Source organism: Photobacterium arenosum, from assembly GCF_014841115.1.
GTDB lineage: Bacteria > Pseudomonadota > Gammaproteobacteria > Enterobacterales > Vibrionaceae > Photobacterium > Photobacterium arenosum.
In genome coordinates, this window is the sequence record NZ_JACYTP010000002.1 from 323,843 (window position 1) to 348,535 (window position 24,693).

Sequence of the window (24,693 nt, forward strand, 5' to 3'; positions counted from 1 at the left end):
TTCATTTTTCTTTGATGGTGTGTTCAATTACGCGCTTAAATGGCGGCAAGGAATCGAGCAGTGCTTTGCCGTAGCGCCGTGTGATGATCCGTCTGTCGAGCAGCACAACTCTACCAAAATCCTGCTCTTTGCGCAGCAGTCGGCCTGCAGACTGGATCAGCTTCTTACTGGCTTCCGGTACGGCAATCTGTAAAAAGGGATTACCACCCCGACTTTCAATGTATTCCGCATGCGCTTCTTCAACCGGCGAGGTAGGCACCGCAAACGGTATTTTTGTGATCACCAGATTTCTCAGAAGATGCCCGGGTAAATCGAGGCCTTCGGAAAAGCTGCCGGTGCCGAACAGAATGCTGGCTTTTCCTTGTTCGCAATTGCTCTTGTGTTTATCCAGGAGGATTGTACGTGACTCTTCTCCCTGTACCAGCAGTTCCCAGCTGTTTTTTTGACAAAGCGGCTTTAAGGCTTCCGCGACCTTGTTCATTTGCCAGTAGGAAGAAAACAGCACCAGGCTGGCGGTCTCCCCTTCAAAATACTCAGGCAGGGTTTCTATCAGTAAGTCAGTGAACTGCTCTGCCTGCGGCTCACATTTCATCTGCGGGATCACCAACCGGCCGTTATTCTGGTAATCAAACGGCGAGGCGAGGGCAAGAAAGCGTGTCCCTTCCGTTTCGCTGATACCGGCCTGACGACAGAAGTAGCTGAATTGATTCAGAGCCCTGAGTGTCGCCGACACTAAAATGGAACCTGCTGCCCGGCTCCACAAAAGCTGATCGAGTCGATAGCCGATTTCCAGCGGTGACACCTGAACGATAAAATCCCCGTCCTGTTCCGGATTTTTTTCCAGCCAGCGCGCTAACGGAGCGCCCTGATCTTTGAGGGGCTGTGCCATGAGCGACCAGACTTTCTCCAGATTTTCAAGCCGCTGCAGATAGTGGCCAGATTCTGCCAATGCCGGTTCTGCGCTACGTGCCGGTACTTCGTCATCTTTCAGACGTTCAGTGATCATGTCATGCATTTTTGCCAGAGATTGCCTGGCTTTCTTGCTGGCATCCCGGCATCCCTGAGCCTCTTCTGTCAGCCAGGCAGGCAGTTCGCCGTGTGGAAAACGGTAACTGCCGTCTTTGCTGAATACCGCTGGATCGACCTGACCGGCCAGCTGGCGTAATGTAGGCACTAAGTGCTGGATAGATTCCTGCAGCGTATTTTGAAAACGGCCGGCCTTTTGGACATCAGCCAGATCAGCCAGCTTACTGACCGACTGATTGAGCTTTTCCAGCCAGTTACTGGCACCTTTCAGGCTGGCTGCCGCGGCAGAGAAGTCCCTTGCCACTTGTGGCAGGTGGTGCGCTTCGTCAATCGCATAAATGGTGTGTTCAGGCTCTGACAATATAATGCCACCGCCTAATTCCAGATCGGCCATCAGCAGCGCATGGTTGGCAATAATCACATCGGCTTTATCCATGTGCTCTCTGGCTTTCGCAAAAGGGCAGCTCCGATGTTTGGCCATGCCGGAATTACAACTGTGCTTATCCGATACGATTTGCTGCCAGACGCGATCCGGCACCACAGTCGGCCAGCTGTCTCTGTCGCCATCCCACTTTCCCTGTTGCCAGGCGGCAAGCATGCGTTTAAGCATACTGAGGTCAGACTTTTTCGGTTTCTCCTGCCAGAGCGCCAGCTGACTGTCGTCCTGACCGGCACAGCTGGCTTCAAGACGATGACTGCAACAGTAACGCTGACGGCCCTTCGCCAGAATAAAACTAAATTCTTTCGGAAAAATTTGCCTGAAAAGCGGTAAATCCTTATGAACCAGCTGCTCTTGCAAGGCAACGGTTGCCGTCGCGATCAGTACTTTTTTGTTATTGAACAGTGCAAACGGGATACAGCCAATCAGATACGACAGGGACTTGCCGATTCCCGTGCCCGCCTCTGCAACCAGCATTCGCTGTTTATCATGGTATTCGCCCGATAGCGTTTTAGCGATTTCAGCAACCAGATAGTTTTGCGCACGACGGGGTATAAAATGCTCAAGTTGTGCACTCAGGTTGGTATAGCACTGTTTAATATCACTTTTTATCTGGTTGTGAAGCATGATTGAAACTTAATCTGGATTGGGGCCGTCATTATAACACGAAGCTCTGGTCGTGGAGCCTCTCGCTGATCCTCGCGCATTTTTAACTTGAAATGGGATTCTCCTCACGAAATAAGATTGAACCCCAGTTGAATGGTGTGCTGTTAACTACTTGATTAATTCAATTGCCTTAAAGTTGTGGATTTTAAGGTGTAATATTCTGCATTTAATGTGTATTTAAATACTTTTGTGGCTATAAATTCTTTTATTTGATTCTATTAAGTAACCATTAAATTGCGTGTGCTAAGTGTATCTTTGTTAAATTTCTGCTAAATAAATATCTTAAGTAATTGAAAATTAAGGGTGTATGAAAAATTTGTTGTTACACAGTGAGAATTTGACATGGTAATAATTTCTCTGTCAGGATGAGTTCCGCAAGTTACGCCATCCCGGCATGGTTTTGCATGATCAGGTTTTTCTGAACCGAACACAGGCTGCCGGGAAGGGATATAAAAAAACAATAGGGATTCTGGAAATAGGAATTCCATCCATAAGAAAAGGCAGTGGATATCATGAAAAAAACGCTAATTGCACTATCTGTACTGGCTGCAGGCTCTGCAAACGCTTCTGTAAACCTGCTGGACCAAGACGGCGTTATCGTCGACTTGTCTGGTTCTGCTGAAGTTCAGTTCATCCAAAAGATTGTGGCTGACAATGTAGATTCTGATCCAAGCATCCGTCTGGATGATGGTGACATCACGCTGAACACCACTATCCCGGTTAACAACAACTTGAACGTAGTTGCTGGCCTGAGTTTTGACCTGTCTAACACTAATGCAGACGGCAGCTCTTCTGATTTCTTCAATGACGAACTGTACGCTGGTTTCCAGGGCAATAGCTTTGGTACTCTGACTTTCGGTCGTCAGTTCCTGATCTCTGATGACGCAGGTATCGGTAAAGACTACGAGATGGGTACTGAAGAGTTGGGCTTTGATGCAACTCAGGGCAGTGAAGTTATCAAGTATGTTTACGATAACGGTCAATTCTACTTTGGCGCATCTCACGATGTGAACGCAAACGACAATGGCGGCATCACTGATGCACGTCTGGGTGCCCGTTTTGCCGGTCTGGATGTTCGCGGTTATTATTACATTTCTGAAGATGTCAATAATGCTGGTGAAGAGATCACAGGTTACAACTTGGAAGCTGAGTATGTATTTGGTGCATTCGCAGTTGCAGGTTCGTACGGCAATGGCGAGGTAGAGAATGCCGCTGGTCAAACAACGTTGGACGCAGACATAATTTCTCTGGCAGGTTCTTACACTATGGATAAGAACACCTTCGCACTTGGTTACAACCGTGGTGATGTTGATGGTGGCGAAGCTACTGACAACGTTTATGCTAACGTAACTCACCAGCTGCACAGCAACGTGAAGCTGTACGCAGAGCTGGGTTGGGCTGACGGTGACAACACTGACTATGATCTGGGCTACGTAGCGGGTATGGAAGTACTGTTCTAAGAACGGTTCTTACCTGATACAACAGATATTGCAAAAGCCGCCGTTTGGGCGGCTTTTTGTTTTGGTTGACAACACAACAAGACTGATTGGCTATGAAAAAAATTATTTTATTTGCATCGCTGCTGGCGACGCATGTGCAGGCAGCAACCCTGTCGGTAAGCAATGGTATTGAGTTGTTGGTGGTAGATGGTAAAGAAGTGAGCACATCGCTGTGGTCACGTGCGACAGAGGTAGAGCTGCCTGCGGGTAAGCATCAGGTAGTCTTGCGCTACGATGCCGAACTGAAAAACGGCAGCAAGAACACCATTTATACTACCCGGCCTTATTTATTTGAGTTAACTATGCCGGCGCAGGATGCCCGTATTGAACTGCCTGCCATGGTTGCTCTCAGTCAGGCTCAGGCTTATTTCCAGCGTGGCCCGGAATGGACGCTGGTGCAGGCCGATGGCAGCAAGCGTGTTTTACCTTTTGTTGAATTGCAGGGCGATGGCGTCGCGGCATTCAGTGATATGGAAGCTTTGGTGTCTGAGTACAACCGGCAGCACGCTATCACCTTTGAGCAGGGTTATGCCGTTGATTTGCAGCAAGCGGCTGTGGCAGTCGGGCAAGACGGCAAAGTGGAAATTACCGGTGATTCGCTGGCGCAGCTTAAGTTGTGGTACAGCAAAGCGAAACCCGAAGAGAAAGCCGCCTTCAAGGCATGGATGGCTAACCAGCCATAAAGGCGAAACGCTAGGGACAATACCACTATCAGGTGAGGGGCAGGTTATGAGCGCTGATGGTGGTATTTACTGTGTGACTGGCACTGATGGCAGCGGGGCTGCGCGGGGTCCTGCTCAAGGGTGGCTGTATCAATCGGTTCTTCGCAGTCGGTACAAATGCCGTACAAATCTAACCGTATTGCACATAATGCGGCATCAATGGCTTCCAGGCGCCGTGCTTTTCGTCCCAGTGCCGGTTCGGTGCTATGCGTTGCCAGCGTCAGCAATTCATTGATGGTTTTTTCGGGCTGTTTTTTTTCTGTGCTGTCAGCACGAATAGCATTCAGCGCTGAATAGAGTTCCACTGAAAGTGCCTCATATTCTTGCTCCAGTCGAGTGGACTGCTGTTGCAGGTAATCACTATTCATAGAGAGACTCCTAGGTAAACTGAGTCACAGTGTATGCCTAAACGTCACGCCAATACTGACTTATGTCAAAGCAACAGCAGAATAACCCTTCTTTTTGTCGGTTTTTGTTGTCAATAGAATGCTTTATAGTTCCTTGCTGTTTTTATGTGGCCACTTTGCCACTTTTTTCTATTTTTCAGTACGTTAAATTTTGGAAAAGGAAGATACAATGGAACATGATTTCAAAGAACCGTATAATCTTAATTACTTTATCGGTTTTCTGATTGCTATGCTGCTGCCGACATTACCTGCAAGCCTGACCTGGCTGGGTATTCTGAGCAATTAATCCGTCAGTAGCGGAAAGCCTGAAACAGGCTGAAAGTAAAAGAGAGGGAATGTGAAACAACTGATCTGGCGAACCCTGTTGCTGGTTTCCGGCTGGTGTTTCGTAATCTTAGGCGTGTTGGGCATTTTCCTTCCTCTTTTACCTACCACTGTCTTTTTATTGTTAGCCAGCGCCTGTTTCATGCGTGGCTCCCCCAGAATACACGCCTGGTTACACAGTCATCCTAAGCTGGGTCCCGTACTGGATAACTGGCATCAGCATCATGCCATCAGCCGGGCAGTCAAACGGCGTGCCAATCTGACCATAACCCTCAGTTTCGCTTTATCTATCTTCATCGTGCCTGTCTCTTGGGTCAAAGTTTTTCTGTTTGTAATTGCTATCGTTTTGCTGATTTGGTTTAACCGTTTACCTGTCAGGGAAACGCAATGTTCCGGACGTGGTGAAAGCCGTTAACCCCGGTGAGCTCTTACATTTCAGAGTGAAAGTTGCCCCTTACCGTAAAAATCACTACTATTTGCGCCTAAACTGCCTGATAACAGGCGTCAAATACCTAAACAAACTGCTGTAATTATGCAGCCGGTGGAAAAGACTATGAGCCAAGATACCCTTGTCCAAGACGATTTCAGTTTGATCAAAAACAGCATCAAAACGATTCCGGATTATCCTAAGCCAGGCATACTGTTTCGCGATGTTACCAGCCTGATGGAAGACCCGGCCGCGTACGGTGCAACGATGCAAGTTTTGCTTCAGCAGTTCAGTGACAAAGGGATAACAAAGGTCGTTGGGACCGAGGCTCGGGGGTTTCTGTTTGGTGCCCCGCTGGCGCTGGCGCTGGGTGTCGGTTTTGTGCCGGTACGTAAGCCGGGTAAATTACCGCGCAATGTGATCAGCGAAAGTTATGAGCTTGAATATGGCCAGGACACGCTGGAAATCCATGTAGATGCCATTGTTGAAGGCGATAAAGTATTGCTGGTCGATGATCTGCTGGCAACCGGCGGCACCATTGAAGCTACCACGAAACTGGTTCGCCGTTTGGGCGGTATTGTGGAAGATGCGGCTTTTGTCATTAACCTGTCTGAGATTGGTGGTCAGCAGCGGTTGCGTAATATTGGCCTCAATGTCTTTAGTATCTGCGACTTTGACGGTCATTGATTGACCCGTTCTGTTTAAATCTGGGGGATGTGGATTTTCAGGTTAAAATGTTGTCAGTAACAATCTGGAAAGGAAACATCCCCTTGAGTTCTCTCGCGCCTTTTCACTCCCTGTGCTAGCATGGTCGACTGGATTCAGTCTGGCGGATCACCGTCACTGATTGATCGGATTCTGTAGGATTTATCACCATGAGTTACCAGGTTCTGGCTCGGAAATGGCGGCCGCATCGTTTTGATGATGTGGTAGGCCAATCCCATGTCCTGACAGCCCTGACCAATGCGCTGACACATAACCGACTTCATCATGCTTACCTGTTCAGTGGTACCCGTGGCGTGGGGAAAACAACCATTGCCCGCCTGTTTGCCAAAGGGCTCAACTGTGAACAGGGCATCACAGCATCCCCCTGTGGCAAGTGCCATACTTGTCTGGAAATTGAGCAGGGACGTTTTGTTGATCTGCTGGAAATAGATGCCGCCTCCAGAACAAAGGTCGAAGATACCCGGGAACTGCTGGATAACGTACAGTACAAACCGGCGCGAGGGCGCTTCAAGATCTATTTGATCGATGAAGTGCATATGCTGTCTCGTCACAGTTTTAACGCCTTGCTGAAAACGCTGGAAGAGCCGCCAGAGCACGTAAAATTCATTCTGGCGACCACAGATCCTCAAAAACTGCCTGCCACGATTCTTTCCCGTTGCCTGCAGTTTCATCTCAAGCATCTGGATAATGCCCAGATACAGCAACAGCTGAGCCATGTCCTGACCGAAGAAAGTGTCACCTTCGACAGCAAAGCGCTGAGTCTGCTAGCACGTGCTGCAGAAGGCAGCATGCGAGATGCACTCAGCCTCACCGATCAGGCGATTGCTCTGGGTAACGGCCAGGTACAGTCAGACTCAGTTGCGGCTATGCTCGGTACGCTCAATACAGAGCAGGCGCTGTATCTGCTGGAAGCAATGGCTCAGGGCCAGGTCGAGCCTGCAATGGCTTGCCTGGCAGAGCTGGCCACTGTTGGTGTGGAGTGGGATAGCCTGCTGAGTGAATTAGCCGCGCAGCTTCATCGTGTGGCTATGTATCAGGTGTTACCTGCCGCGCTGGATCTGTCCGCACCTGATGCCGACAGAATCGTTCTGCTGGCCAAATCAATGTCGCCGCAAGATGTGCAGCTGCACTACCAGATCGCATTGCAGGGCCGGCAGGATTTACCTTTGGCACCGGATGGCAGTACAGGACTGGAAATGGTGCTGTTGCGTATGCTGGCATTCCGTCCTGTCGCGGCGGGCGCATTAACTCCTCAGGCGGTTCCTGTACCGGCATCAGTACCAGCTGGTCGTCCGGCTGCATCTCAGCCAAGAACTGCACCTCCGGACACTTCAGCGGTTCGACCGGCAGTGCAGTCAGAAGCGGTAAGGCCTGTATCTGAAGGTGACTCACCTTCGCAGCCTGTAGCGGCTTCCGAGACAGCAACAGTTCACGATCCTGCATCAGTTCGTGAGCCAGCAATGGCGCCTGAACATGCCCCTGAGCCGCAAACGGCACCTCAGCCTGTAATGCAAGCGCAGCCGGCTGAGCACAACCCGCCTCAGTCAGCGGCAATGACACAGGCTGCATCACCGGCGTCCGGGCTACTGGCGGCAAGGAATCGCTTGCGTAGCCAGAGTCGGCGAGGCCAGGAAGCTGTCGAGCCAAAAAAGACTGAGCCGGCGTCGGTGAAGAAACCTGCTTCCAGTGTGCTGGAACGGATCACGAGCCAGCATGCTGGTCGCCGTTCTCAGCCAGCAGGCGCAAATCACGTGTCGCCGGTCGCTCAGCAACAGCCAGTTGAGTCAGCCAAAGCTGAGGATTATCAGTGGCAGCCGACGAGTCAGCCCGAGCCTGACACTCAATTGCCGGAGGTGATCGCGCCCACCGATCTGAAGCAAGCGCTGGAGCACGAAAAAACACCTGAAATGGCGGAACTGCTTGTCAGTGAAGCGGCAAAGCAGGATAGTTGGTCAGAACTGGTGACCCGGTTAAATACCGATCGTTTGGTACAGCAACTAGCATTAAATTCTGCGATGGAGCAGCAGGGTAGTGACCTGACTCTGTATCTGCGTCCGTCTCAGCAGCATCTGGATACACAAAAAGCCAGGGCTCAGTTAAGCACAGCACTGGCTGAGATACTGGGACAAGAGATAGAATTACACATCAAGCCTGGTGATAATGGACGTACTCCCCTGGAATGGCGGGAATACATTTATCAACAGAAACTGGATCAGGCTAAGACAAGTCTGCAGCAGGATCCTCACGTGACTTTCATCTGTCAGCGATTCAGTGCTGTACTTGATGAAGAGAGCGTAAGACCCTTATAAATTAACCAGACCGATAGAGAGAGAAGATATGTTTGGTAAAGGTGGTATGGCGAACATGATGAAGCAGGCGCAGCAGATGCAAGAGCGTATGCAGCAAATGCAGGAAGAAATCGCCAACATGGAAGTGACAGGTGAAGCGGGTGCCGGCATGGTAAAAGTGACCCTGACCGGCGGTCACAGCGTTCGTCGTGTTGAGCTGGATGACAGCTTGATGGAAGACGATAAAGAAATGTTGGAAGATCTGATTGCGGCTGCTTTTAACGATGCGGCACGTCGTATTGAAGAAGCGCAAAAAGAAAAAATGGCCAGTGTTACCGGCGGCATGAACTTGCCTGCTGGCTTCAAGATGCCATTCTAATCAATGCGTACAAGTCCGTTACTTGAGCAGTTGATGGACGCGCTGCGCTGCCTGCCCGGTGTTGGGCCAAAATCAGCGCAGCGTATGGCTTTCAGCCTGTTGCAACGCAACCGTCAGGGTGGGTTGCAGTTGGCTGATGTGCTGGGGAAAGCCATGACCGAAATCGGCCATTGCCGCGATTGCCGCACCTTCACTGAAGAAGACGTGTGTGCTATCTGCGAAAACCCCCGTCGTCTGGAAAATGGCCAGATTTGTGTGGTGGAAAGTCCGGCAGATATTATGGCCGTTGAAGCGACAGGTCAGTTTTCAGGCCGATATTTTGTTCTGATGGGACACCTGTCGCCATTAGATGGCATCGGCCCGAGCGATATCGGGTTAGATGTGCTGGAATACCGTTTGCAAAATGAACACATTGCCGAGCTGATCCTGGCCACCAATCCCACGGTTGAAGGTGAGGCTACTGCGCATTTCATTGCCGAGCTTTGTCAGGCTTATCAGGTACCTGCGACCCGGATTGCACATGGTGTACCTGTGGGTGGTGAGCTGGAGCTGGTGGATGGGACAACACTGTCGCATTCTCTGGCAGGCCGGCAGAAACTGTATTAAAGCCGCTTTGCCATATTCTTGACCTGTTATGAATAACCGACGATTACCGTCGGTTTCTTTCGTTAAAGGTTGGCGTTCAGCACCTGAGATCGGGTATTCAGTCCGGTTAACAGCACGGCTTTTTCACTCATGATATCAATCCGGTTACTTTGTTCCGCATTGAGCTGAAAATACTGGTTGATAGCGGTAATCTGCTTGTTGCTGAATGCGCTTTCATTACCTGTTTTCATCTCATTAAAGTGCGTCGGCCGAATCTGCAGATAACCACCACTGACTTCCCACCGGCCATATTCAGTAATCGTCAGGTGAAGCTGGCCCTGCTCCTCATTAATCAGAGTCACCCGGGTTACCCGGGAATATGACTGGTTAGGCATATAGACAATATGGCTGGTTTCAATAACCTTTTTAAGAATTTCGAGCCCGGGCACCTCTGTTGAAGCCACATCTGTGACCGCGTAAGACTGCCAGTTATACGAAGTAAGAAAACGGGAAATCTTATGGTCACTGCTGAAGAAATAGTAAAGGCTGCCCAGGGTCACCAGGCATGTTAATGCAATGATGATAAACAAGTAATATCTGTGCGTTTTGCCCGGCTGGGTTAGTGTACTGAACATGGCAGATCCCTTTCTCTGTCAAGTGTCACTATCGTCAGTGTCATATTTTTCCGGTAATCAGCCGGCGTATAAATCAGATTAATCCACAGCTGATTATGCGCCCCGCCTGTGACAATGATTTTGGCCGGTGCTGCTGACGGCTTGTTGTCATTGTTCAGCATCTGGGCGGAGACACATTGCCTGATGAGTGGACGCCATTTCCCGGTAACCTCAACCTCACTGGGAATCAGCACGGGAATATCATTGATCATAAAGGCTTTATAGAAGGCGCTCGATGAAGGTGGCGGTGCCAGGTATGCCCAGAGCGGTAATACAATACACAGTATGAAGGTTGCCAGGGCGCTGATCATGTACCTGGGCTGGAAAAACCGGTGTGTTGACGGGGCGTGCGTTATCTGTGTCGCTGGCTGTATACACGTTGTGTCAGGTGTATCCTCAGCCAGGCTTGCAGATACCGGAAATGGTTTGGGCGAATCAATGAAGCCATCATTGTTATCAGTCTGTACACCATTGGGGATATCGGCTGGAGGGGCAGGGGCTGCGTCAATACGATCGACACTGGCTATCATCTGATAACCGCGCTTGGGTATCGTCTTGATAAAGGCTGGCGAGCGAGTTGAGTCCTGCAGGTACTTACGCAAGGTTGAAATCGATTGGGTCAGGCTCGAGTCATCCACCTCAAACCCTTGCTCGCGCCAGATAAAATCATGCATACGCTGACGGGAGATTATGGTGCCCGGTTCATCCAGCAGCAAATGCAATGCCCGGCTTTCATTGATACCTAAATAAATGGTTTCTTCCGGCTGAAGATTGTCAGCCAGGCTATTGTGTTGGGGGGAGAAAGTAAATCTGTTGCCAATCAGAAATTTACAATGCGTATGATCCATTACCAGCCTTTTGGTGACTTGTGACTCGTATATCATAGTCGTCCGATCGTTCATTGAATAGCTAAGATGCTGACTTGAGGGCAATCTTAGATTTTTTCACGCTAAGGCTTGATTTAAGTTGAACTGACCATATCTAGGTATCAGTAATGAGGTAAACCTGGATTACGGAGTTCAAATGAGCGAGCAAACTTTAGAGAAAAATAAAGAAACACGTGGTTTTCAGTCAGAAGTGAAGCAATTGCTTCATTTAATGATCCACTCATTGTACTCAAATAAAGAGATATTTTTACGGGAGCTGATTTCCAATGCTTCTGATGCGGCTGACAAACTGAGGTTTCGTGCCCTTTCATCTCCTGAGCTGTATGAAAACGATGGCGAGCTGGCAGTGCGTTTGTCGTTTGATGAAAAAGCGGGCACTGTCACTATCAGTGACAATGGTATTGGTATGACCCGCGATGAGGTGATCGAGCACCTGGGGACTATTGCCAAGTCCGGTACTAAAGACTTTTTCTCGAAGCTGAGTGAAGATCAGAGCAAAGATTCTCAGTTGATTGGTCAGTTTGGCGTCGGCTTCTATTCTTCGTTTATTGTTGCCGATGCAGTGACTGTCAAGACCCGTGCCGCCGGTGCGGCCGTCGAGCAGGCGGTAAGCTGGCACTCAACCGGTGAAGGCGACTATACGGTTGAGGACATCGAGAAAACAGGCCGTGGTACCGAGATCATTCTTCATTTGCGTGAAGAAGAAAAAGAATTCCTCAGCGAGTACCGCCTGCGCAATATCATCAGTAAATATTCAGACCACATTGGCATTCCTGTGCTGATGGAAACGGCTGAGCACGATGAGGAAGGCAAGGAGACCGGTAAAAAGTGGGAGCAGGTCAATAAAGCACAGGCGTTATGGACCCGCAGTAAATCTGATATTTCAGATGATGAGTACAAAGAATTCTACAAACACGTCTCCCATGACTTTGCTGAGCCACTGAGCTGGAGCCATAACCGTGTGGAAGGCCAGCAAGACTACACCAGTCTGCTGTATATTCCGTCCAAAGCGCCGTTTGACCTGTATAACCGCGACAGCAAGCACGGCCTGAAACTGTATGTTCAGCGTGTGTTTATCATGGACGATGCCGAGCAGTTCATGCCGATGTACCTGCGCTTTATGCGCGGTCTGATTGACTCGAATGATCTGCCGTTAAATGTGTCCCGTGAAATTCTGCAGGACAACAAGGTGACTCAGGCGCTGCGCAAAGCCTGTACCAAGCGTGCCTTGTCCATGCTGGAAAAACTGGCGAAGAAAGATGAGTATGCATCGTTCTGGCAAGAGTTCGGCCAAGTGCTGAAAGAAGGTGTGGCGGAAGATTTTGCCAACCGCGAGAAAATTGCCGGGTTGCTGCGTTTCAGTTCAACCCATAACGATACGTCTGAACAAAGCGTTTCTCTGGCAGATTACGTCAGCCGGATGAAAGAAGGTCAGGAAAAGATTTATTATATTACCGCAGACAGTTTCAAGGCGGCGAAAAACAGCCCGCACCTGGAGCAGTTCCGTGCCAAAGGCCTGGAAGTGGTGCTTATGCACGACCGCATTGATGAATGGCTGATGGGTCATCTGCCGGAATTTGACGGTAAGCCGTTCCAGTCAATTACCAAGGCTGGTCTGGATCTTTCTAAGTTTGAAAACGAAGAAGAGAAAGAAGCGCAGCAGCAGACAAAAGAAGAATTTGCTTCGGTTATCGAGCGCACCAAAGCCTATTTGGGTGATCGTGTGCAAGATGTCCGGGCAACGTTCAAGCTGCAGGATACACCGGCTGTGGTGGTGACGGATGAAAATGAAATGGGAACACAGATGGCGAAACTGCTGGCTGCGGCTGGTCACGAAGCGCCGGAAGTGAAGTACATTTTTGAGCTGAATCCGAAACACCCGGTAGTGAATCGTATGGCCGATGAAGCAGACGAAGATGCATTTGGCCGCTGGGTTGAGATGTTACTGGGGCAGGCGATGCTTGCTGAACGGGGTTCGATGGAAGATCCATCCCAGTTCCTGGCGGCAGTCAATAAACTGTTGGCGCAGCCATAATAAACCACGGGCGCAGAGGCAATCTGCGCCCGTTTTGCTTCAAAGAGTATGCTGATAAAGAATGTAATCGTTTAGCTTCCAGAGACGCGGACTTGCGAGTATGGTCTAATCAGTGTATTTTTCTGACTTTCCAAAAACTCCGGCTAATTACTAGAAAAGGGGATCAAGATGCGCATCATTCTTCTGGGCGCTCCAGGTGCAGGTAAAGGCACACAGGCACAATTCATCATGGAGAAATTTGGTATTCCTCAGATTTCGACGGGTGATATGCTGCGTGCGGCAATCAAAGCGGGTACTGAGCTGGGTAAACAAGCGAAAGCCGTGATTGACGCAGGTCAGTTGGTGTCTGACGATATTATTCTGGGTCTGGTCAAAGAGCGTATTGCTGAAGACGACTGTGCAAAAGGCTTCCTGCTGGACGGTTTCCCACGCACTATTCCTCAGGCTGATGGCCTGAAAGAAGTTGGCGTGGCAGTGGATTACGTCATTGAATTTGACGTTCCAGACAGCGTAATTGTCGAACGTATGGCGGGCCGCCGTGTACATTTGGCGTCAGGCCGTACTTATCATGCCGTTTACAATCCGCCGAAAGTGGAAGGTAAAGATGACGTCACTGGCGAAGAACTGGTTATCCGTGAAGATGACAAAGAAGAAACAGTTCGTGCACGTCTGGGTGTATACCATAATCAAACTGCTCCGCTGATCAGCTATTACAGCAAAGAAGCAGATGCTGGCAACACTACCTACATCAAAATTGATGGTACACAGCCAGTGGCTGATGTCAGTGCAGAGCTGGCAAAAGCTTTAGCTTAATCGAATATCAGTGATGTTCCACAGTCAATGCGATTAACCGAATCGGGTTAGCAGACTGTATGGTCAAAAAGCGGGAGGTTAACAGCCTTCCGCTTTTTTTATGCTGAAGACTGCGATACCCAGGGCAAATCAACCGCTTAATGGTACACTATCACTGTCATTGAATAACAAGATGAACTGCAGGTGATGATGGAGAATAAAGGCATTGGCGTACTCTTGGTCAATCTGGGTACACCGGATGAAGCAACCCCAGCGGCTGTAAAGCGTTTTCTGGGTGAATTTTTGAGTGACCCCCGTGTTGTCGATCTGTCTAAATGGCTATGGCGACCGGCGTTGTACGGGGCAATTCTTCCTATCCGTTCTCCTAAGGTTGCGAAACTGTATCAGTCGATTTGGCTTGAGGAAGGCTCGCCGCTGATGGTCTATTCGCAGCGTCAACGCGACGCGCTGGAAGAAAGGCTGAACATACCGGTTGCACTCGGTATGACGTACGGTAACCCCAGTATTCAGTCAGCCTTGTCGATGCTCAATGATCAGGGTTGCCGAAAGGTGATTGTCTTACCGCTCTATCCACAGTATTCGCGCACGACTACCGCTGCTGTGTTTGATAAAGTGGCGCGCAGCCTTCAACAAACAGATTATCTGCCAGAGCTCAGGTTTATCAATCAGTACCAGGACCACCCTGGCTATATTTCGGCGCTTGCTGAATCGGTCACTAATGTCTGGGCCGAGCATGGAGAGCCTGACTACTTGTTGTGCTCGTACCATGGAATTCCAAAACGTTACGCTGATCTGGGCGATCCTTATCCCGAGCACTGTAACCAGACAACGGCACTTCTGGCGGAAGCGCTGGCGATGCCAAGAGAAAAGATGAGCATGAGCTATCAGTCAATTTTTGGTCGTGAAGAATGGCTGAAGCCCTATACCGAGCCAACGATTATTGAACTGGCAAAAAAAGGGGTTAAACGGCTGGATGTGATTTGTCCTGCGTTTTCAGTCGATTGTCTGGAAACCATCGAAGAAATCGCAGAGGGCTGTAAAGATGCCTTTATCAATGCCGGAGGTGAAACCTTCAACCTGATCCCCTGCCTCAATGATAACAGCACCCATATTGCTATGATGGAAACCCTGATCCGGCAGCATACCCAGGGCTGGTAACCTTTTCTTAACTTCTACATATATCATGATCTGGCTCGCACTTATTGTTTGGGCCATTTCTTCACTGAACTATATTTTGTGATATCATCCGCAAGTTTTTTCTACCCGGCAGCGCGATATCATGAAATTTCCTGGTCAACGTAAATCAAAACACTATTTTCCCGTCCATGCCCGAGATCCGCTTCTGACTCAGGCCAGCAGCAAACCGCTTGCGCGTACGCATGTCGTTGGCATAGACCAAACGCTGGTGGATATTGAAGCGTGTGTCGATGATGAGTTTCTGAGTCGCTATGCGCTGAGCAAAGGACACTCTTTGGTTATCGCCGAAGAGGCAGCAGAAGCACTTTATCGTGAATTGAAAGAAAAAGACCTGATTCGTCATGAGTTCGCGGGTGGAACGATAGGAAATACGCTGCACAACTATTCGGTACTGGCGGATGATAAATCCGTGCTTCTGGGCGTGATGAGCCAGGATATCCAGATTGGCAGTTATGCATACCGGTACCTGGTCAATACATCCAGCCGTATGGATCTGAATAACCTTCAGCCGGTGAACGGGCCGATTGGCCGCTGCTTCGCCTTGATCACGCCTGATGGTGAGCGGACGTTTGCCATTAACGAAGGCCGGATGAACCAGCTGGAACCAGACAGCATTCCGGAATCGATCTTTGAGCGTGCTTCTGCGCTGGTGCTGACGGCATACCTGGTGCGTTGCAAAGAGGGCGATCCAATGCCGGAAGCCACCATGCGTGCCATTCAGTATGCTAAGAAATACGATGTGCCGGTTGTACTGACATTGGGTACCAAGTTTGTGATTGCGGATGATCCGCAATGGTGGCGCGATTTCCTGCGTGAGCATGTCACGGTTGTTGCTATGAATGAAGACGAAGCCGAAGCACTGACAGGATTTTCCGATCCATTACTGGCTTCTGATAAAGCCCTGGATTGGGTTGATTTTGTGTTGTGTACCGCGGGTCCTGTAGGTTTGTACACAGCAGGTTATACGGAAGAGAGCACTAAGCGAACGACTAGTCTGCCGCTGCTGCCTGGTGAGATTCCTGAGTTTAACCGCTACGAGTTTAGTCGTCCGATGACCAAAGCCGATTGCGAAACGCCTCTTCGGGTTTATTCGCACATTGCCCCTTATATGGGTGGGCCGGAGCGCATTAAAAATACCAATGGTGCCGGGGACGGCGCACTGTCCGCGCTACTGCACGATATGGCAGCGAACCGTTACCATAAAGAAAACGTGCCGAAATCCAGTAAGCACAGCTACGATTTCCTGGCCTATTCATCGTTTTCTCAAATCTGCCTGTATTCGAATCGCGTCAGTTACGAAGTGCTGGCTCAGCACTCTCCGCGTTTGTCACGAGGATTACCCGAGCGGGAAGACAGTCTGGAAGAGGCGTATTGGGAACGTTGATATCCCCGATTCCGATGAAAAGCACAGGCTTTCATGTTTGTAAAAAACCGCCATTTTGGCGGTTTTTTGTTTTTCAGCCTTGGTAAGATCGGCATGATTCTGGGTGTAGAGTCACGGTTATATTCAGGCAAACGATTTCGTTTGATAGGTTTTGTTAATTACTTTCAGAAAGCCTACCAAATAAGGCGCTCAGCATGTCGTGATGAAAACTGGCCGGTGAGGATGATTTTGCACTAAAGACGCGACGCGAAAAGTGTGCAGTATTGGCCTGCTTGCCATGATTTTTTTTCAGAAGGTAAAATATTTAGATTTTGATTTTTGCTCAACTTCGCGGCGTTTTTTTATGCTTTTCATGTAATTTCAGCTCAAGTCATTCGACAAAGCTAAGGTGGCTACCTGAAAATGGGCGGGCAGTGAGATATTTTATCCGGCCTTCATGTTTCAGTTTTTATGTCAGTTGATAGAATTAGCGGGATGTAACTTTGTGACAAATGCAGATATAGTGTGCTCCATCTTGGGGAACCCCACTTTCTGATAGGTATAACCTATCAAATTGAGAGGCCAGGACATCAGCACATTGTCGTTCTGAATGTTATGCTTTGCCGGAATTAGACCCGTCAAACTTGTATACCTGTTAGGGAAAGATAAAGAACATGGTCATACCTGAAAACAGCGATATTGTTATTTTTGGTGCCTCAGGCGATTTAACGTATCGTAAGCTTATCCCAGCGCTGTATCATCTGTATGTTAATCAGATGCTACCTTCTGATTTCTCTATCCTTGGCGTAAGCCGTACTGCAAACAGTGATGAGGAATACAGAGAAAAAGTCCGGGCTTCTCTGGTCAAAACCGAGAAGACGGATCCCGAGAAGTTGGCTGCATTTTGTCAGCATGTTGGATATCAGGCCATCAACACGTTAGATTGTGATGACTATGGTAAGTTGCAACAGCGACTGGAAGAAAAAGCCACTCAGTCTGTTGCTCCTCGTAACACTCTATTCTATCTCGCCACTCCCCCCAGCTTATATGATGTGATCCCGGCCAGTCTGGCTGCCCATGGTCTGAATGATGAAAGCACCGGCTGGAAACGACTGATCATCGAGAAGCCGTTTGGCTACGATTTGGAAACCGCTCAGGAACTGGATAAGAAACTGCACAAGCACTTCAAAGAAAGCCAGATTTTCCGTATTGACCATTACCTGGGCAAAGAAACGGTTCAGAACCTGCTGGTATTTCGCTTTGCTAACGGTATGTTTGAGCCATTGTGGAACCGTAACTTTATAGACTACGTTGAGATTACCGCAGCGGAATTCCTGGGTGTGGAAGAACGCGGTGGCTATTACGAAAACGCAGGTGCGGTTCGCGACATGCTACAGAACCATCTGCTGCAGGTTTTGGCCATGGTTGCTATGGAGCCGCCATCGGCTATCAATGGCAACGTAATGCGTGATGAAGTGGCCAAAGTGCTCAATAGCCTGCAGCCACTGTCTGAAGAAGACTTGCGTAAGAACCTGGTTCTGGGGCAATACACAGCCTCTGAATTACGTGGTAAAGAGCTTGCCGGTTATCGTGAAGAGCCAGGCGTTGCTGAAGATTCCCGTACCGAAACTTATGTCGGCCTGAAAGCCTTTATCAATAACTGGCGCTGGAACGGTGTACCGTTTTACATCCGAACCGGTAAACGTCTGCCAACGCGTGTCACCGAAGTGGTTATTCACTTCAAGAAAACGCCGCACCCTGTATTTGGTAAAGATGCGCCCGATAACAAGCTGGTTCTGCGTATCCAGCCTGACGAAGGCATTTTGATGAACTTTGCTCTGAAACGTCCGGGCGCAGGATTCAAAACCCAGGAAGTGGCGATGGATTTCCGTTACGACGAACTGGTTGACAGCAATGTGCTGACAGCCTACGAGCGTTTGCTGCTGGATGCCATGGCCGGTGACTCAACCTTGTTTGCACGCAGCGATGCGGTTGAGGCTTGCTGGCGTTATGTTCAGCCGATTCTGTCATTCAATCAGGATCCGCATGCCCTGTTTGGTTATGCTTGTGGTACCTGGGGGCCGAAAGAAGCCGATGAACTGCTGGCCAGAGATAATCGCCAGTGGCGCTTCCCGTGTTCAAACCTGACTGATACCGAATACTGCGAGTTATAATTATGACTGATCTTAAAATTCATGCTGATGCGCAAGCCGTGGTTAAGAGCCTGGCTGACGACATGATGGCTATCAGCCAGCAAGATAAGCCTGTGCATATTTCGCTGTCAGGTGGTAGCACACCTAAACAGTTGTTTGCCGCTTTGGCCCAGGCACCGTATGCCGAAGGTGTTAACTGGCAGAATCTGCATTTCTGGTGGGGCGACGAGCGTTGCGTTGCACCGGATGATGCAGAAAGTAACTATGGATGTGCCCAGGCTCTGTTGTTTGATCACGTTGCAATCCCGGTAGCCAATATCCACCGCATCCGTGGTGAAGATCAGCCTCAGGCCGAAGCCAAGCGTTTCGCTGAAGAAATGGCAGCGGTGATTCCGGCTGAAAACGGATTACCTGTTTTTGACTGGATTTTACTGGGTGTCGGCGACGATGGTCATACTGCGTCTCTTTTCCCGGGACAGACTGACTATGATGAACCCGGTTTAAGCCTGGTTGCGCCTCATCCGCAAAGCGGTCAGTTGCGTGTCAGCAAATCAGCCCGTCTGCTGGAAGCGGCAAAACGAATTTCTTATCTGGTTATCGGTGCGGGTAAAACCGAGATTGTGGCAGAAATCCACTCTCAGCCAGCCGATAGCCTGCCTTACCCGGCCGCCAAAATTCAGGCTCGCCAGGGTAAGACCGAATGGTATTTGGATGCACTAGCAGCCAGTAAGTTAGCGATTGGAGAATAAATAAATGAAAGGTGATATTGGTGTAATCGGCCTTGCCGTTATGGGCCAGAACCTGATCCTGAACATGGATGACCACGGTTTTAAGGTCGTTGCGCATAACCGTACAGCTGCCAAAGTCGACGAATTTCTGAATGGCCCGGCTAAAGGCACTAAGATTCAGGGCGCTTACAGCCTGCAGGAGCTGGTAGACAAGCTGGAAGCCCCTCGCAAAATCATGCTGATGGTACGTGCCGGTGATGTGGTCGACAGTTTTATCGAGCAACTGATCCCGCTGCTGGACAAAGGCGACATCATTATTGATGGTGGTAACTCTAACTACCCAGACAGCATCCGCCGTGTGGATTACCTGAAAGACAAAGGTCTGCGTTTCATCGGTGCGGGTGTCTCCGGTGGTGAAGAAGGCGCACGTTTCGGACCTTCTATCATGCCTGGTGGCGATGCGGAAGCATGGCCATTCGTGAAGCCGATTTTCCAGGCGATTGCGGCTAAAACTGAGCAGGGCGAGCCTTGCTGCGACTGGGTTGGCGAGTCAGGTGCCGGTCACTTTGTAAAAATGGTTCACAACGGTATCGAATACGGTGATATGCAGCTGATCAGCGAAGCGTATCACTTCATGAAAACCGGTCTGGGTATGACCCACGAAGAAATGGAACAGACGTTCCGTGACTGGAATGAGACTGAGCTGAACAGCTACCTGATCGAAATCACTGCTGATATTCTGGCCTACCGTGATGAAGATGGTGAGCCACTGGTTGAGAAAATCATGGACTCGGCCGGCCAGAAAGGCACGGGTAAATGGACAGGCATCAATGCGCTGGACATGGGTATTCCGCTGACACTGATCACTGAATCTGTGTTTGCCCGCTGCCTGTCTTCGCTGAAAGGTCAGCGTGAAGAGGCAGAGAAGCTGTTTGGCAAAACAGTCGAAGCTGTTGAAGGCGACAAAGCAGAGTGGCTGGACGCAGTACGTCACGCACTGCTGGCCTCTAAGATTATCTCTTATGCACAAGGCTTTATGCTGATGCGTCAGGCGTCTGACGACAATGGCTGGAATCTGAACTACGGTAACGTTGCTCTGATGTGGCGCGGTGGCTGTATCATTCGTTCAGCTTTCCTGGGCAACATTCGTGATGCATTTGAAGCGGATCCTTCACTGGCGTTCCTGGGCTCGGATCCATACTTCAAAGCAATCCTGGAAAACGGCATGAAAGCATGGCGTAAAGTGGCAGCTAAGTCACTGGAAATTGGTCTGCCAATGCCGTGTCTGACATCTGCACTGACCTTCCTGGATGGCTACACCACTGCGCGTCTGCCGGCTAATATGATTCAGGCACAGCGTGACTACTTTGGTGCGCACACCTATGAGCGTATCGACCAGCCACGCGGTCAGTATTTCCATACTAACTGGACGGGCACTGGTGGCGATACTGCCTCCACAACCTACGACGTATAATCGTAGCACGCTGTTCTACGGTTAATCGACAAATAAAAAAGGAGCCTTTGGCTCCTTTTTTATTTGTGCTATCCAGCTTTCAGCGCTTTGCTGCCTGCGCATCAGGCCGTCATGCCGCTGTTAGCTTGTGGGCACCGTTGTAACAGATACAGTGTGGACAGACATGATCTGACGGGGGGTGTGCGGGTGATAAAAAGGGGAAAGGGGCCTTCCTGGCCCCTTTTTGTTGCCTTTGCGTGCGGAGATAAGGCAGGCAAAGGCGGACGCGCTCTTGGATGGAGTAACGCTCGGTAATTAAGCCTTCTGATAGGCTTCGTTGTGGACGGCAGCAACCGCACGACCAGATGGGTCAGCACTGTTTTTAAAGCTCTCATCCCATTCAATGGCTTTGGCACTGGAGCAGGCGATAGACGGGCCACCCGGCACACATTTAGCGGCATCTTCCAGCGGGAACAACTCTTCAAAGATTTCACGATAGACGTAGGCTTCTTTGGAGGTTGGTGTGTTGTAAGGGAAGCGGAAACGGGCAGTTTCCAGCTGCTGATCCGTCACTTTCTCTGCGGCGACTTCTTTCAGCGTGTCGATCCAGTTGTAACCAACACCGTCAGAGAACTGCTCTTTCTGACGCCATGCCACAGATTCAGGCAGCATGTCACCAAAGCACTCACGGATAATGTGCTTTTCCATTTTGCCGTTGCCACACATCTTATCCTGCGGGTTGATGCTCATAGCGACTTCCAGGAACTCTTTATCCAGGAATGGCACACGCGCTTCAATCCCCCAGGCCGCCATGGATTTGTTGGCACGTGCACAGTCGAACATGTTCAGAGCCAGCAGCTTACGCACTGTCTCTTCATGGAATTCCTGCGTGTTAGGCGCTTTGTGGAAATACAGGTAACCCCCGAAGACTTCATCAGCCCCTTCGCCAGACAGTACCATTTTGATACCCATGGCGCGGATTTTACGTGACATCAGATACATAGGTGTGGAGGCGCGAATCGTTGTGACATCGTAGGTCTCAATGTGATAAATCACATCACGAATCGCGTCGAGGCCTTCCTGAACCGTATAAGTCAGTTCGTGGTGTACCGTGCCGATATGATCGGCCACTTTTTTCGCGGCTTTCAGATCCGGTGCGCCTTCCAGACCAACGGCAAAAGAGTGCAGTGTTGGCCACCAGGCATCAGATTTTTCGTCATCTTCAATACGGCGGGAGGCAAACTGCTTGGTAATTGCTGAAATCACCGAGGAATCCAGACCACCCGACAGCAGAACACCGTAAGGCACGTCTGTCATCAGCTGGCGCTTCACTGCGTTTTCCAGCGCTTTTTTCAGTTTGTCTTTGTCTGTTTTCGCATCACGAACCGCGTCATACTCCATCCAGTCGCGTTTGTAATAGCGTACAGGTGCCTGAGCCGGTTCGCCTTTCTTGCTCCACAGGTAATGACCCGGAGGGAATTCGCTGATGGTTTTACACACTGGCACCAAAGCTTTCATTTCTGACGCTACATAGTAGTTGCCGTGCTCATCATGACCATGATAGAGAGGGATGATGCCAATGTGGTCACGACCAATCAGGTAAGCATCCTGCTCTTCGTCATACAGAATAAATCCGAAGATACCGTTCAGGTAGTCGAGTAATTCAGGGCCTTTCTCTTTGTAAAGCGCCAGAATAATTTCGCAGTCAGATTCAGTCTGAAACGGGTAGTCGGCAGCCAGTTCAGCACGTAGGTCTTTGTGGTTGTAGATTTCGCCATTGACGGCCAGTACATGGGTTTTGTCTGTGTTGTACAGTGGCTGCTCGCCGCTGTTCAGGTCAACAATGGCCAGACGCTCATGAACAAGAATGGCCTTGTCTGACGAATAGATGCCTGACCAGTCTGGACCACGGTGACGCATTTTCTTTGACATTGCCAACGCGGTTTCACGCAGGGCAGATGGGTCACTTTTTATATCTAAAATCCCGAATACTGAGCACATACTGACTACTCCAACATAAAGTTAAACTTGGGAAACAAAGCGATTAAAAAAGGGTTTATTATTTTATCCCTGAGCTTTTGTTTCGTTCTGATTGTTAAAATTGCGTATTCAACAAACAAAAGCAACTAAAAATCCCATATCAATGTAATAAACTCACCTTTGGTGAATATTATTTAATTAAATTGAGTTTAACCGAATGAAATCTTAAATCAGGAGGTTTTTGGACCAAATACTGAACGGCAACTTTTGCTGCCGTGCAGTAATCTTGGGGTCAATTAAAAGGATTTGATGTCGGTAGTCACCGACTCGCAGACATGGCGAGCAAAACCGTTGCCAGCTTCACGATAGATATTAAAAGCGGCATCGACGCCCAGCTCTCTTAAGGTCGCTTCTTCATCTTCGTAGCGGGCGATAGCGGCAATCTTTCCTTTATAGCCAAGTTGCCTGATTTGCTCGAGAGCGAACGCATTTGCCTGGCTGTGCGGCATGGCCAGTAGTATTAACCGCGTCTGATGGCGAGAGACCACCCGGGCCCAGAAGTCTGGGTCGGTCGCATCACCGAGAATGACGTGGCGGCCTTCTTTGGCATGTTCTTCCACAGATTCTTCCCGGTTTTCAATACCGACGACTTGCGGACCAAAGCGGCGGATCATTTCTTCATAAGCTCCGGTACCAATTCGACCCATGCCCAGAATAAGGATCTGTTTATTGCCTAAGTCAATCAGCCTGTCATTGCTGTTGAGCTTGTCCGGCTCAAATTCTTTAAGCCAGCGGGTACTTTCCATATAGATACGATGGCTGAAACTGTTCAGCGGCGCTGATAACAGGAAAGAGAGCGACACGGCGATAGCGATAGCGACAAGAAAATCTCCCGGTAACCAGCCCAGGCTGTAGGCGAGCCCTGCGACAATCAGTCCAAATTCGCTGTAGTTAAAGAGTGTTAAAGTGCCGAGAAGCGAAGTACGTACCCGAAAATGGAAGCAATGGAAAACCAGGTAGTAAAGTAAACCTTTTAACGGCAATAAGGCCAGCAGCAATATCGCGAGCCAGAAGCCTGTCCACGTTGCAGGCTCGGCCAGGCCAATGTTGAGGAAGAAGAAAACCAGCAGAAGCTCTTTGAGGTTAAACAGTGATTTGGACAGCTCAGAGGATTTAGGATGGGCCGCCAGCATCATTCCCATTATCAGTGCGCCGAGATCGGCTTTCATGCCAACAAAAGTGAACAAACCGGCACCGGCGACAAGCGCCAGGAAAATGCCGTACAGTACCAGCATTTCACCATGACCGGCTTTATCCATAATCTTAAACAATGAGGGACGCAGCAGGGGCAATGCGAATAAGGCCAGTGCGGTGATCTCTGGTAGCTTTCCTGTTGATGCCGTAAGAAATATAACCGCGAAAATATCCTGCATGACGAGAATACCTATGGCGATAGTGCCGTAGGTTGCGTTCAGCTCCCCTTTTTCCTGCAGCGCCTTGATGGCAAATACTGTGCTGGAAAAAGAGAGGGCAAAGCCCAGCAAAGCGAGCTGTGTTAGCTCTAGCTCGCTAAAGATACCTAAACCGAGCTGCTTTAAACCGAACAGTGCCAGCGTAAAGATAAGGGTAGTGAGCAGGTTATGTATTGTGGCGCCGGCCCACACCTCTTTTTGTAGCAGGGTTCTGACATCAAGCTTTAGCCCGATGCAAAAAAGCAGAAGGGTTACGCCCAGATCAGCGAGTGTATCAATAACAGGTGTGGAGGCGTAACCGAATGAATTTAAAGTAAATCCTGCCAATAAAAATCCAACTAGTGGCGGGAGCTTGGCACGCAGTGCCAGATAGCCGGCGAGAAACGCGGCGATAATGTAAATCAGATCCATCATGAAATGTGATTTCCAGACTATTGATAAGCGTTGGTA

The 24,693-nt window shown here is 49.6% G+C and carries 20 protein-coding genes; 14 read left to right on the top strand and 6 right to left on the bottom strand.

Annotation, left to right across the window (positions count from 1 at the left end; translation table 11 throughout):
- Position 1: 1 nt before the first annotated feature.
- The gene (dinG, locus tag IFO68_RS04745; RefSeq protein ID WP_192014817.1) at positions 2-2,092 is read right to left on the bottom strand and encodes an ATP-dependent DNA helicase DinG; all 2,091 of its coding nucleotides are present in this window, start codon (positions 2,090-2,092) and stop codon (positions 2-4) included.
- Positions 2,093-2,643: 551 nt separating this feature from the next.
- Between dinG and IFO68_RS04750 the strand changes: the two genes are divergently transcribed.
- Together IFO68_RS04750 and IFO68_RS04755 are read left to right on the top strand one after the other, a co-directional pair.
- Positions 2,644-3,591, top strand: coding sequence for a porin (locus IFO68_RS04750; RefSeq protein ID WP_192014818.1), 948 nt, complete (start codon positions 2,644-2,646; stop codon positions 3,589-3,591).
- A gap of 92 nt (positions 3,592-3,683) precedes the next feature.
- Entirely contained in the window at positions 3,684-4,313 is a 630-nt protein-coding gene (locus IFO68_RS04755) for a YccT family protein (protein ID WP_192014819.1), read from the top strand.
- A 44-nt stretch (positions 4,314-4,357) separates the two neighbouring features.
- Here IFO68_RS04755 and IFO68_RS04760 read toward each other — a convergent pair whose 3' ends face one another.
- Positions 4,358-4,720 carry a TraR/DksA family transcriptional regulator gene (locus IFO68_RS04760; RefSeq protein WP_192014820.1) on the bottom strand — a complete coding sequence of 121 codons (363 nt, stop codon included), beginning with the start codon at positions 4,718-4,720 and terminating at the stop codon, positions 4,358-4,360.
- A gap of 376 nt (positions 4,721-5,096) precedes the next feature.
- On the opposite strand from IFO68_RS04760, the gene IFO68_RS04765 reads away from it, so the two are divergent.
- The 5 genes from IFO68_RS04765 (at position 5,097) to recR (ending at position 9,509) form a co-directional block, all read left to right on the top strand.
- A complete protein-coding gene (locus IFO68_RS04765; RefSeq protein ID WP_311567931.1) occupies positions 5,097-5,498 on the top strand; it encodes a YbaN family protein in 402 nt (133 codons plus the stop codon).
- Between the two features lie 138 nt (positions 5,499-5,636).
- Positions 5,637-6,197 (top strand): adenine phosphoribosyltransferase, encoded by a 561-nt coding sequence (gene apt / locus IFO68_RS04770; RefSeq protein ID WP_192014821.1) that lies wholly within the window; start codon positions 5,637-5,639, stop codon positions 6,195-6,197.
- A 188-nt stretch (positions 6,198-6,385) separates the two neighbouring features.
- Positions 6,386-8,545 carry a DNA polymerase III subunit gamma/tau gene (gene dnaX / locus IFO68_RS04775; RefSeq protein WP_192014822.1) on the top strand — a complete coding sequence of 720 codons (2,160 nt, stop codon included), beginning with the start codon at positions 6,386-6,388 and terminating at the stop codon, positions 8,543-8,545.
- 28 nt (positions 8,546-8,573) lie between these two features.
- Entirely contained in the window at positions 8,574-8,903 is a 330-nt protein-coding gene (locus IFO68_RS04780; RefSeq protein WP_192014823.1) for a YbaB/EbfC family nucleoid-associated protein, read from the top strand.
- A gap of 3 nt (positions 8,904-8,906) precedes the next feature.
- A complete protein-coding gene (recR, locus tag IFO68_RS04785) occupies positions 8,907-9,509 on the top strand; it encodes a recombination mediator RecR (RefSeq protein ID WP_027252661.1) in 603 nt (200 codons plus the stop codon).
- A 62-nt stretch (positions 9,510-9,571) separates the two neighbouring features.
- Here the strand turns inward: recR and IFO68_RS04790 are convergent, their stop codons facing one another.
- Complete coding sequence (locus tag IFO68_RS04790) at positions 9,572-10,123, bottom strand: regulatory protein ToxS (RefSeq protein WP_192014824.1); 552 nt, start codon at positions 10,121-10,123, stop codon at positions 9,572-9,574.
- Positions 10,108-11,010, bottom strand: coding sequence for a transcriptional regulator (locus IFO68_RS04795; RefSeq protein ID WP_192014825.1), 903 nt, complete (start codon positions 11,008-11,010; stop codon positions 10,108-10,110). The genes IFO68_RS04790 and IFO68_RS04795 overlap by 16 nt, the downstream gene beginning before the upstream one ends.
- A 175-nt stretch (positions 11,011-11,185) precedes the next feature.
- Here IFO68_RS04795 and htpG point away from each other — a divergent pair, with 175 nt between their 5' ends.
- The 7 genes from htpG to gnd all read left to right on the top strand — a co-directional run bounded on the left by htpG (position 11,186) and on the right by gnd (position 20,812).
- Positions 11,186-13,084: a molecular chaperone HtpG gene (gene htpG, locus IFO68_RS04800; protein ID WP_192014826.1), complete on the top strand. Its 1,899-nt coding sequence runs from the start codon at positions 11,186-11,188 to the stop codon at positions 13,082-13,084.
- A 168-nt stretch (positions 13,085-13,252) separates the two neighbouring features.
- The gene (adk, locus tag IFO68_RS04805) at positions 13,253-13,897 is read left to right on the top strand and encodes an adenylate kinase (protein WP_027252658.1); all 645 of its coding nucleotides are present in this window, start codon (positions 13,253-13,255) and stop codon (positions 13,895-13,897) included.
- A gap of 189 nt (positions 13,898-14,086) precedes the next feature.
- On the top strand, positions 14,087-15,055 hold the full coding sequence (hemH, locus tag IFO68_RS04810; protein WP_192015053.1) for a ferrochelatase: 969 nt from the start codon (positions 14,087-14,089) through the stop codon (positions 15,053-15,055).
- A gap of 121 nt (positions 15,056-15,176) precedes the next feature.
- On the top strand, positions 15,177-16,478 hold the full coding sequence (locus IFO68_RS04815; RefSeq protein WP_192014827.1) for an inosine/guanosine kinase: 1,302 nt from the start codon (positions 15,177-15,179) through the stop codon (positions 16,476-16,478).
- A 653-nt stretch (positions 16,479-17,131) separates the two neighbouring features.
- On the top strand, positions 17,132-18,631 hold the full coding sequence (gene zwf / locus IFO68_RS04820; protein ID WP_192014828.1) for a glucose-6-phosphate dehydrogenase: 1,500 nt from the start codon (positions 17,132-17,134) through the stop codon (positions 18,629-18,631).
- A 2-nt stretch (positions 18,632-18,633) separates the two neighbouring features.
- Positions 18,634-19,359, top strand: a complete 726-nt coding sequence (pgl, locus tag IFO68_RS04825) for a 6-phosphogluconolactonase (RefSeq protein ID WP_192014829.1) — start codon at positions 18,634-18,636, stop codon at positions 19,357-19,359.
- A 4-nt stretch (positions 19,360-19,363) separates the two neighbouring features.
- A complete protein-coding gene (gene gnd / locus IFO68_RS04830; RefSeq protein WP_192014830.1) occupies positions 19,364-20,812 on the top strand; it encodes a decarboxylating NADP(+)-dependent phosphogluconate dehydrogenase in 1,449 nt (482 codons plus the stop codon).
- A 294-nt stretch (positions 20,813-21,106) separates the two neighbouring features.
- Here the strand turns inward: gnd and asnB are convergent, their stop codons facing one another.
- Positions 21,107-22,792, bottom strand: coding sequence for an asparagine synthase B (gene asnB, locus IFO68_RS04835; protein WP_192014831.1), 1,686 nt, complete (start codon positions 22,790-22,792; stop codon positions 21,107-21,109).
- 275 nt (positions 22,793-23,067) lie between these two features.
- Complete coding sequence (locus IFO68_RS04840) at positions 23,068-24,654, bottom strand: cation:proton antiporter family protein (protein WP_192015054.1); 1,587 nt, start codon at positions 24,652-24,654, stop codon at positions 23,068-23,070.
- Between the last annotated feature and the right edge of the window lie 39 nt (positions 24,655-24,693).

Excerpts from the sequence above, each read along its gene's own strand:
- dinG (WP_192014817.1), bottom strand. The coding sequence starts at position 2,092 with ATGCTTCACAACCAGATAAAAAGTGATATTAAACAGTGCTATACCAAC.
- IFO68_RS04750 (WP_192014818.1), top strand. The coding sequence starts at position 2,644 with ATGAAAAAAACGCTAATTGCACTATCTGTACTGGCTGCAGGCTCTGCA.
- IFO68_RS04755 (WP_192014819.1), top strand. The coding sequence starts at position 3,684 with ATGAAAAAAATTATTTTATTTGCATCGCTGCTGGCGACGCATGTGCAG.
- IFO68_RS04760 (WP_192014820.1), bottom strand. The coding sequence starts at position 4,720 with ATGAATAGTGATTACCTGCAACAGCAGTCCACTCGACTGGAGCAAGAA.
- apt (WP_192014821.1), top strand. The coding sequence starts at position 5,637 with ATGAGCCAAGATACCCTTGTCCAAGACGATTTCAGTTTGATCAAAAAC.
- dnaX (WP_192014822.1), top strand. The coding sequence starts at position 6,386 with ATGAGTTACCAGGTTCTGGCTCGGAAATGGCGGCCGCATCGTTTTGAT.
- IFO68_RS04780 (WP_192014823.1), top strand. The coding sequence starts at position 8,574 with ATGTTTGGTAAAGGTGGTATGGCGAACATGATGAAGCAGGCGCAGCAG.
- recR (WP_027252661.1), top strand. The coding sequence starts at position 8,907 with ATGCGTACAAGTCCGTTACTTGAGCAGTTGATGGACGCGCTGCGCTGC.
- IFO68_RS04790 (WP_192014824.1), bottom strand. The coding sequence starts at position 10,123 with ATGTTCAGTACACTAACCCAGCCGGGCAAAACGCACAGATATTACTTG.
- IFO68_RS04795 (WP_192014825.1), bottom strand. The coding sequence starts at position 11,010 with ATGGATCATACGCATTGTAAATTTCTGATTGGCAACAGATTTACTTTC.
- htpG (WP_192014826.1), top strand. The coding sequence starts at position 11,186 with ATGAGCGAGCAAACTTTAGAGAAAAATAAAGAAACACGTGGTTTTCAG.
- adk (WP_027252658.1), top strand. The coding sequence starts at position 13,253 with ATGCGCATCATTCTTCTGGGCGCTCCAGGTGCAGGTAAAGGCACACAG.
- hemH (WP_192015053.1), top strand. The coding sequence starts at position 14,087 with ATGGAGAATAAAGGCATTGGCGTACTCTTGGTCAATCTGGGTACACCG.
- IFO68_RS04815 (WP_192014827.1), top strand. The coding sequence starts at position 15,177 with ATGAAATTTCCTGGTCAACGTAAATCAAAACACTATTTTCCCGTCCAT.
- zwf (WP_192014828.1), top strand. The coding sequence starts at position 17,132 with ATGGTCATACCTGAAAACAGCGATATTGTTATTTTTGGTGCCTCAGGC.
- pgl (WP_192014829.1), top strand. The coding sequence starts at position 18,634 with ATGACTGATCTTAAAATTCATGCTGATGCGCAAGCCGTGGTTAAGAGC.
- gnd (WP_192014830.1), top strand. The coding sequence starts at position 19,364 with ATGAAAGGTGATATTGGTGTAATCGGCCTTGCCGTTATGGGCCAGAAC.
- asnB (WP_192014831.1), bottom strand. The coding sequence starts at position 22,792 with ATGTGCTCAGTATTCGGGATTTTAGATATAAAAAGTGACCCATCTGCC.
- IFO68_RS04840 (WP_192015054.1), bottom strand. The coding sequence starts at position 24,654 with ATGGATCTGATTTACATTATCGCCGCGTTTCTCGCCGGCTATCTGGCA.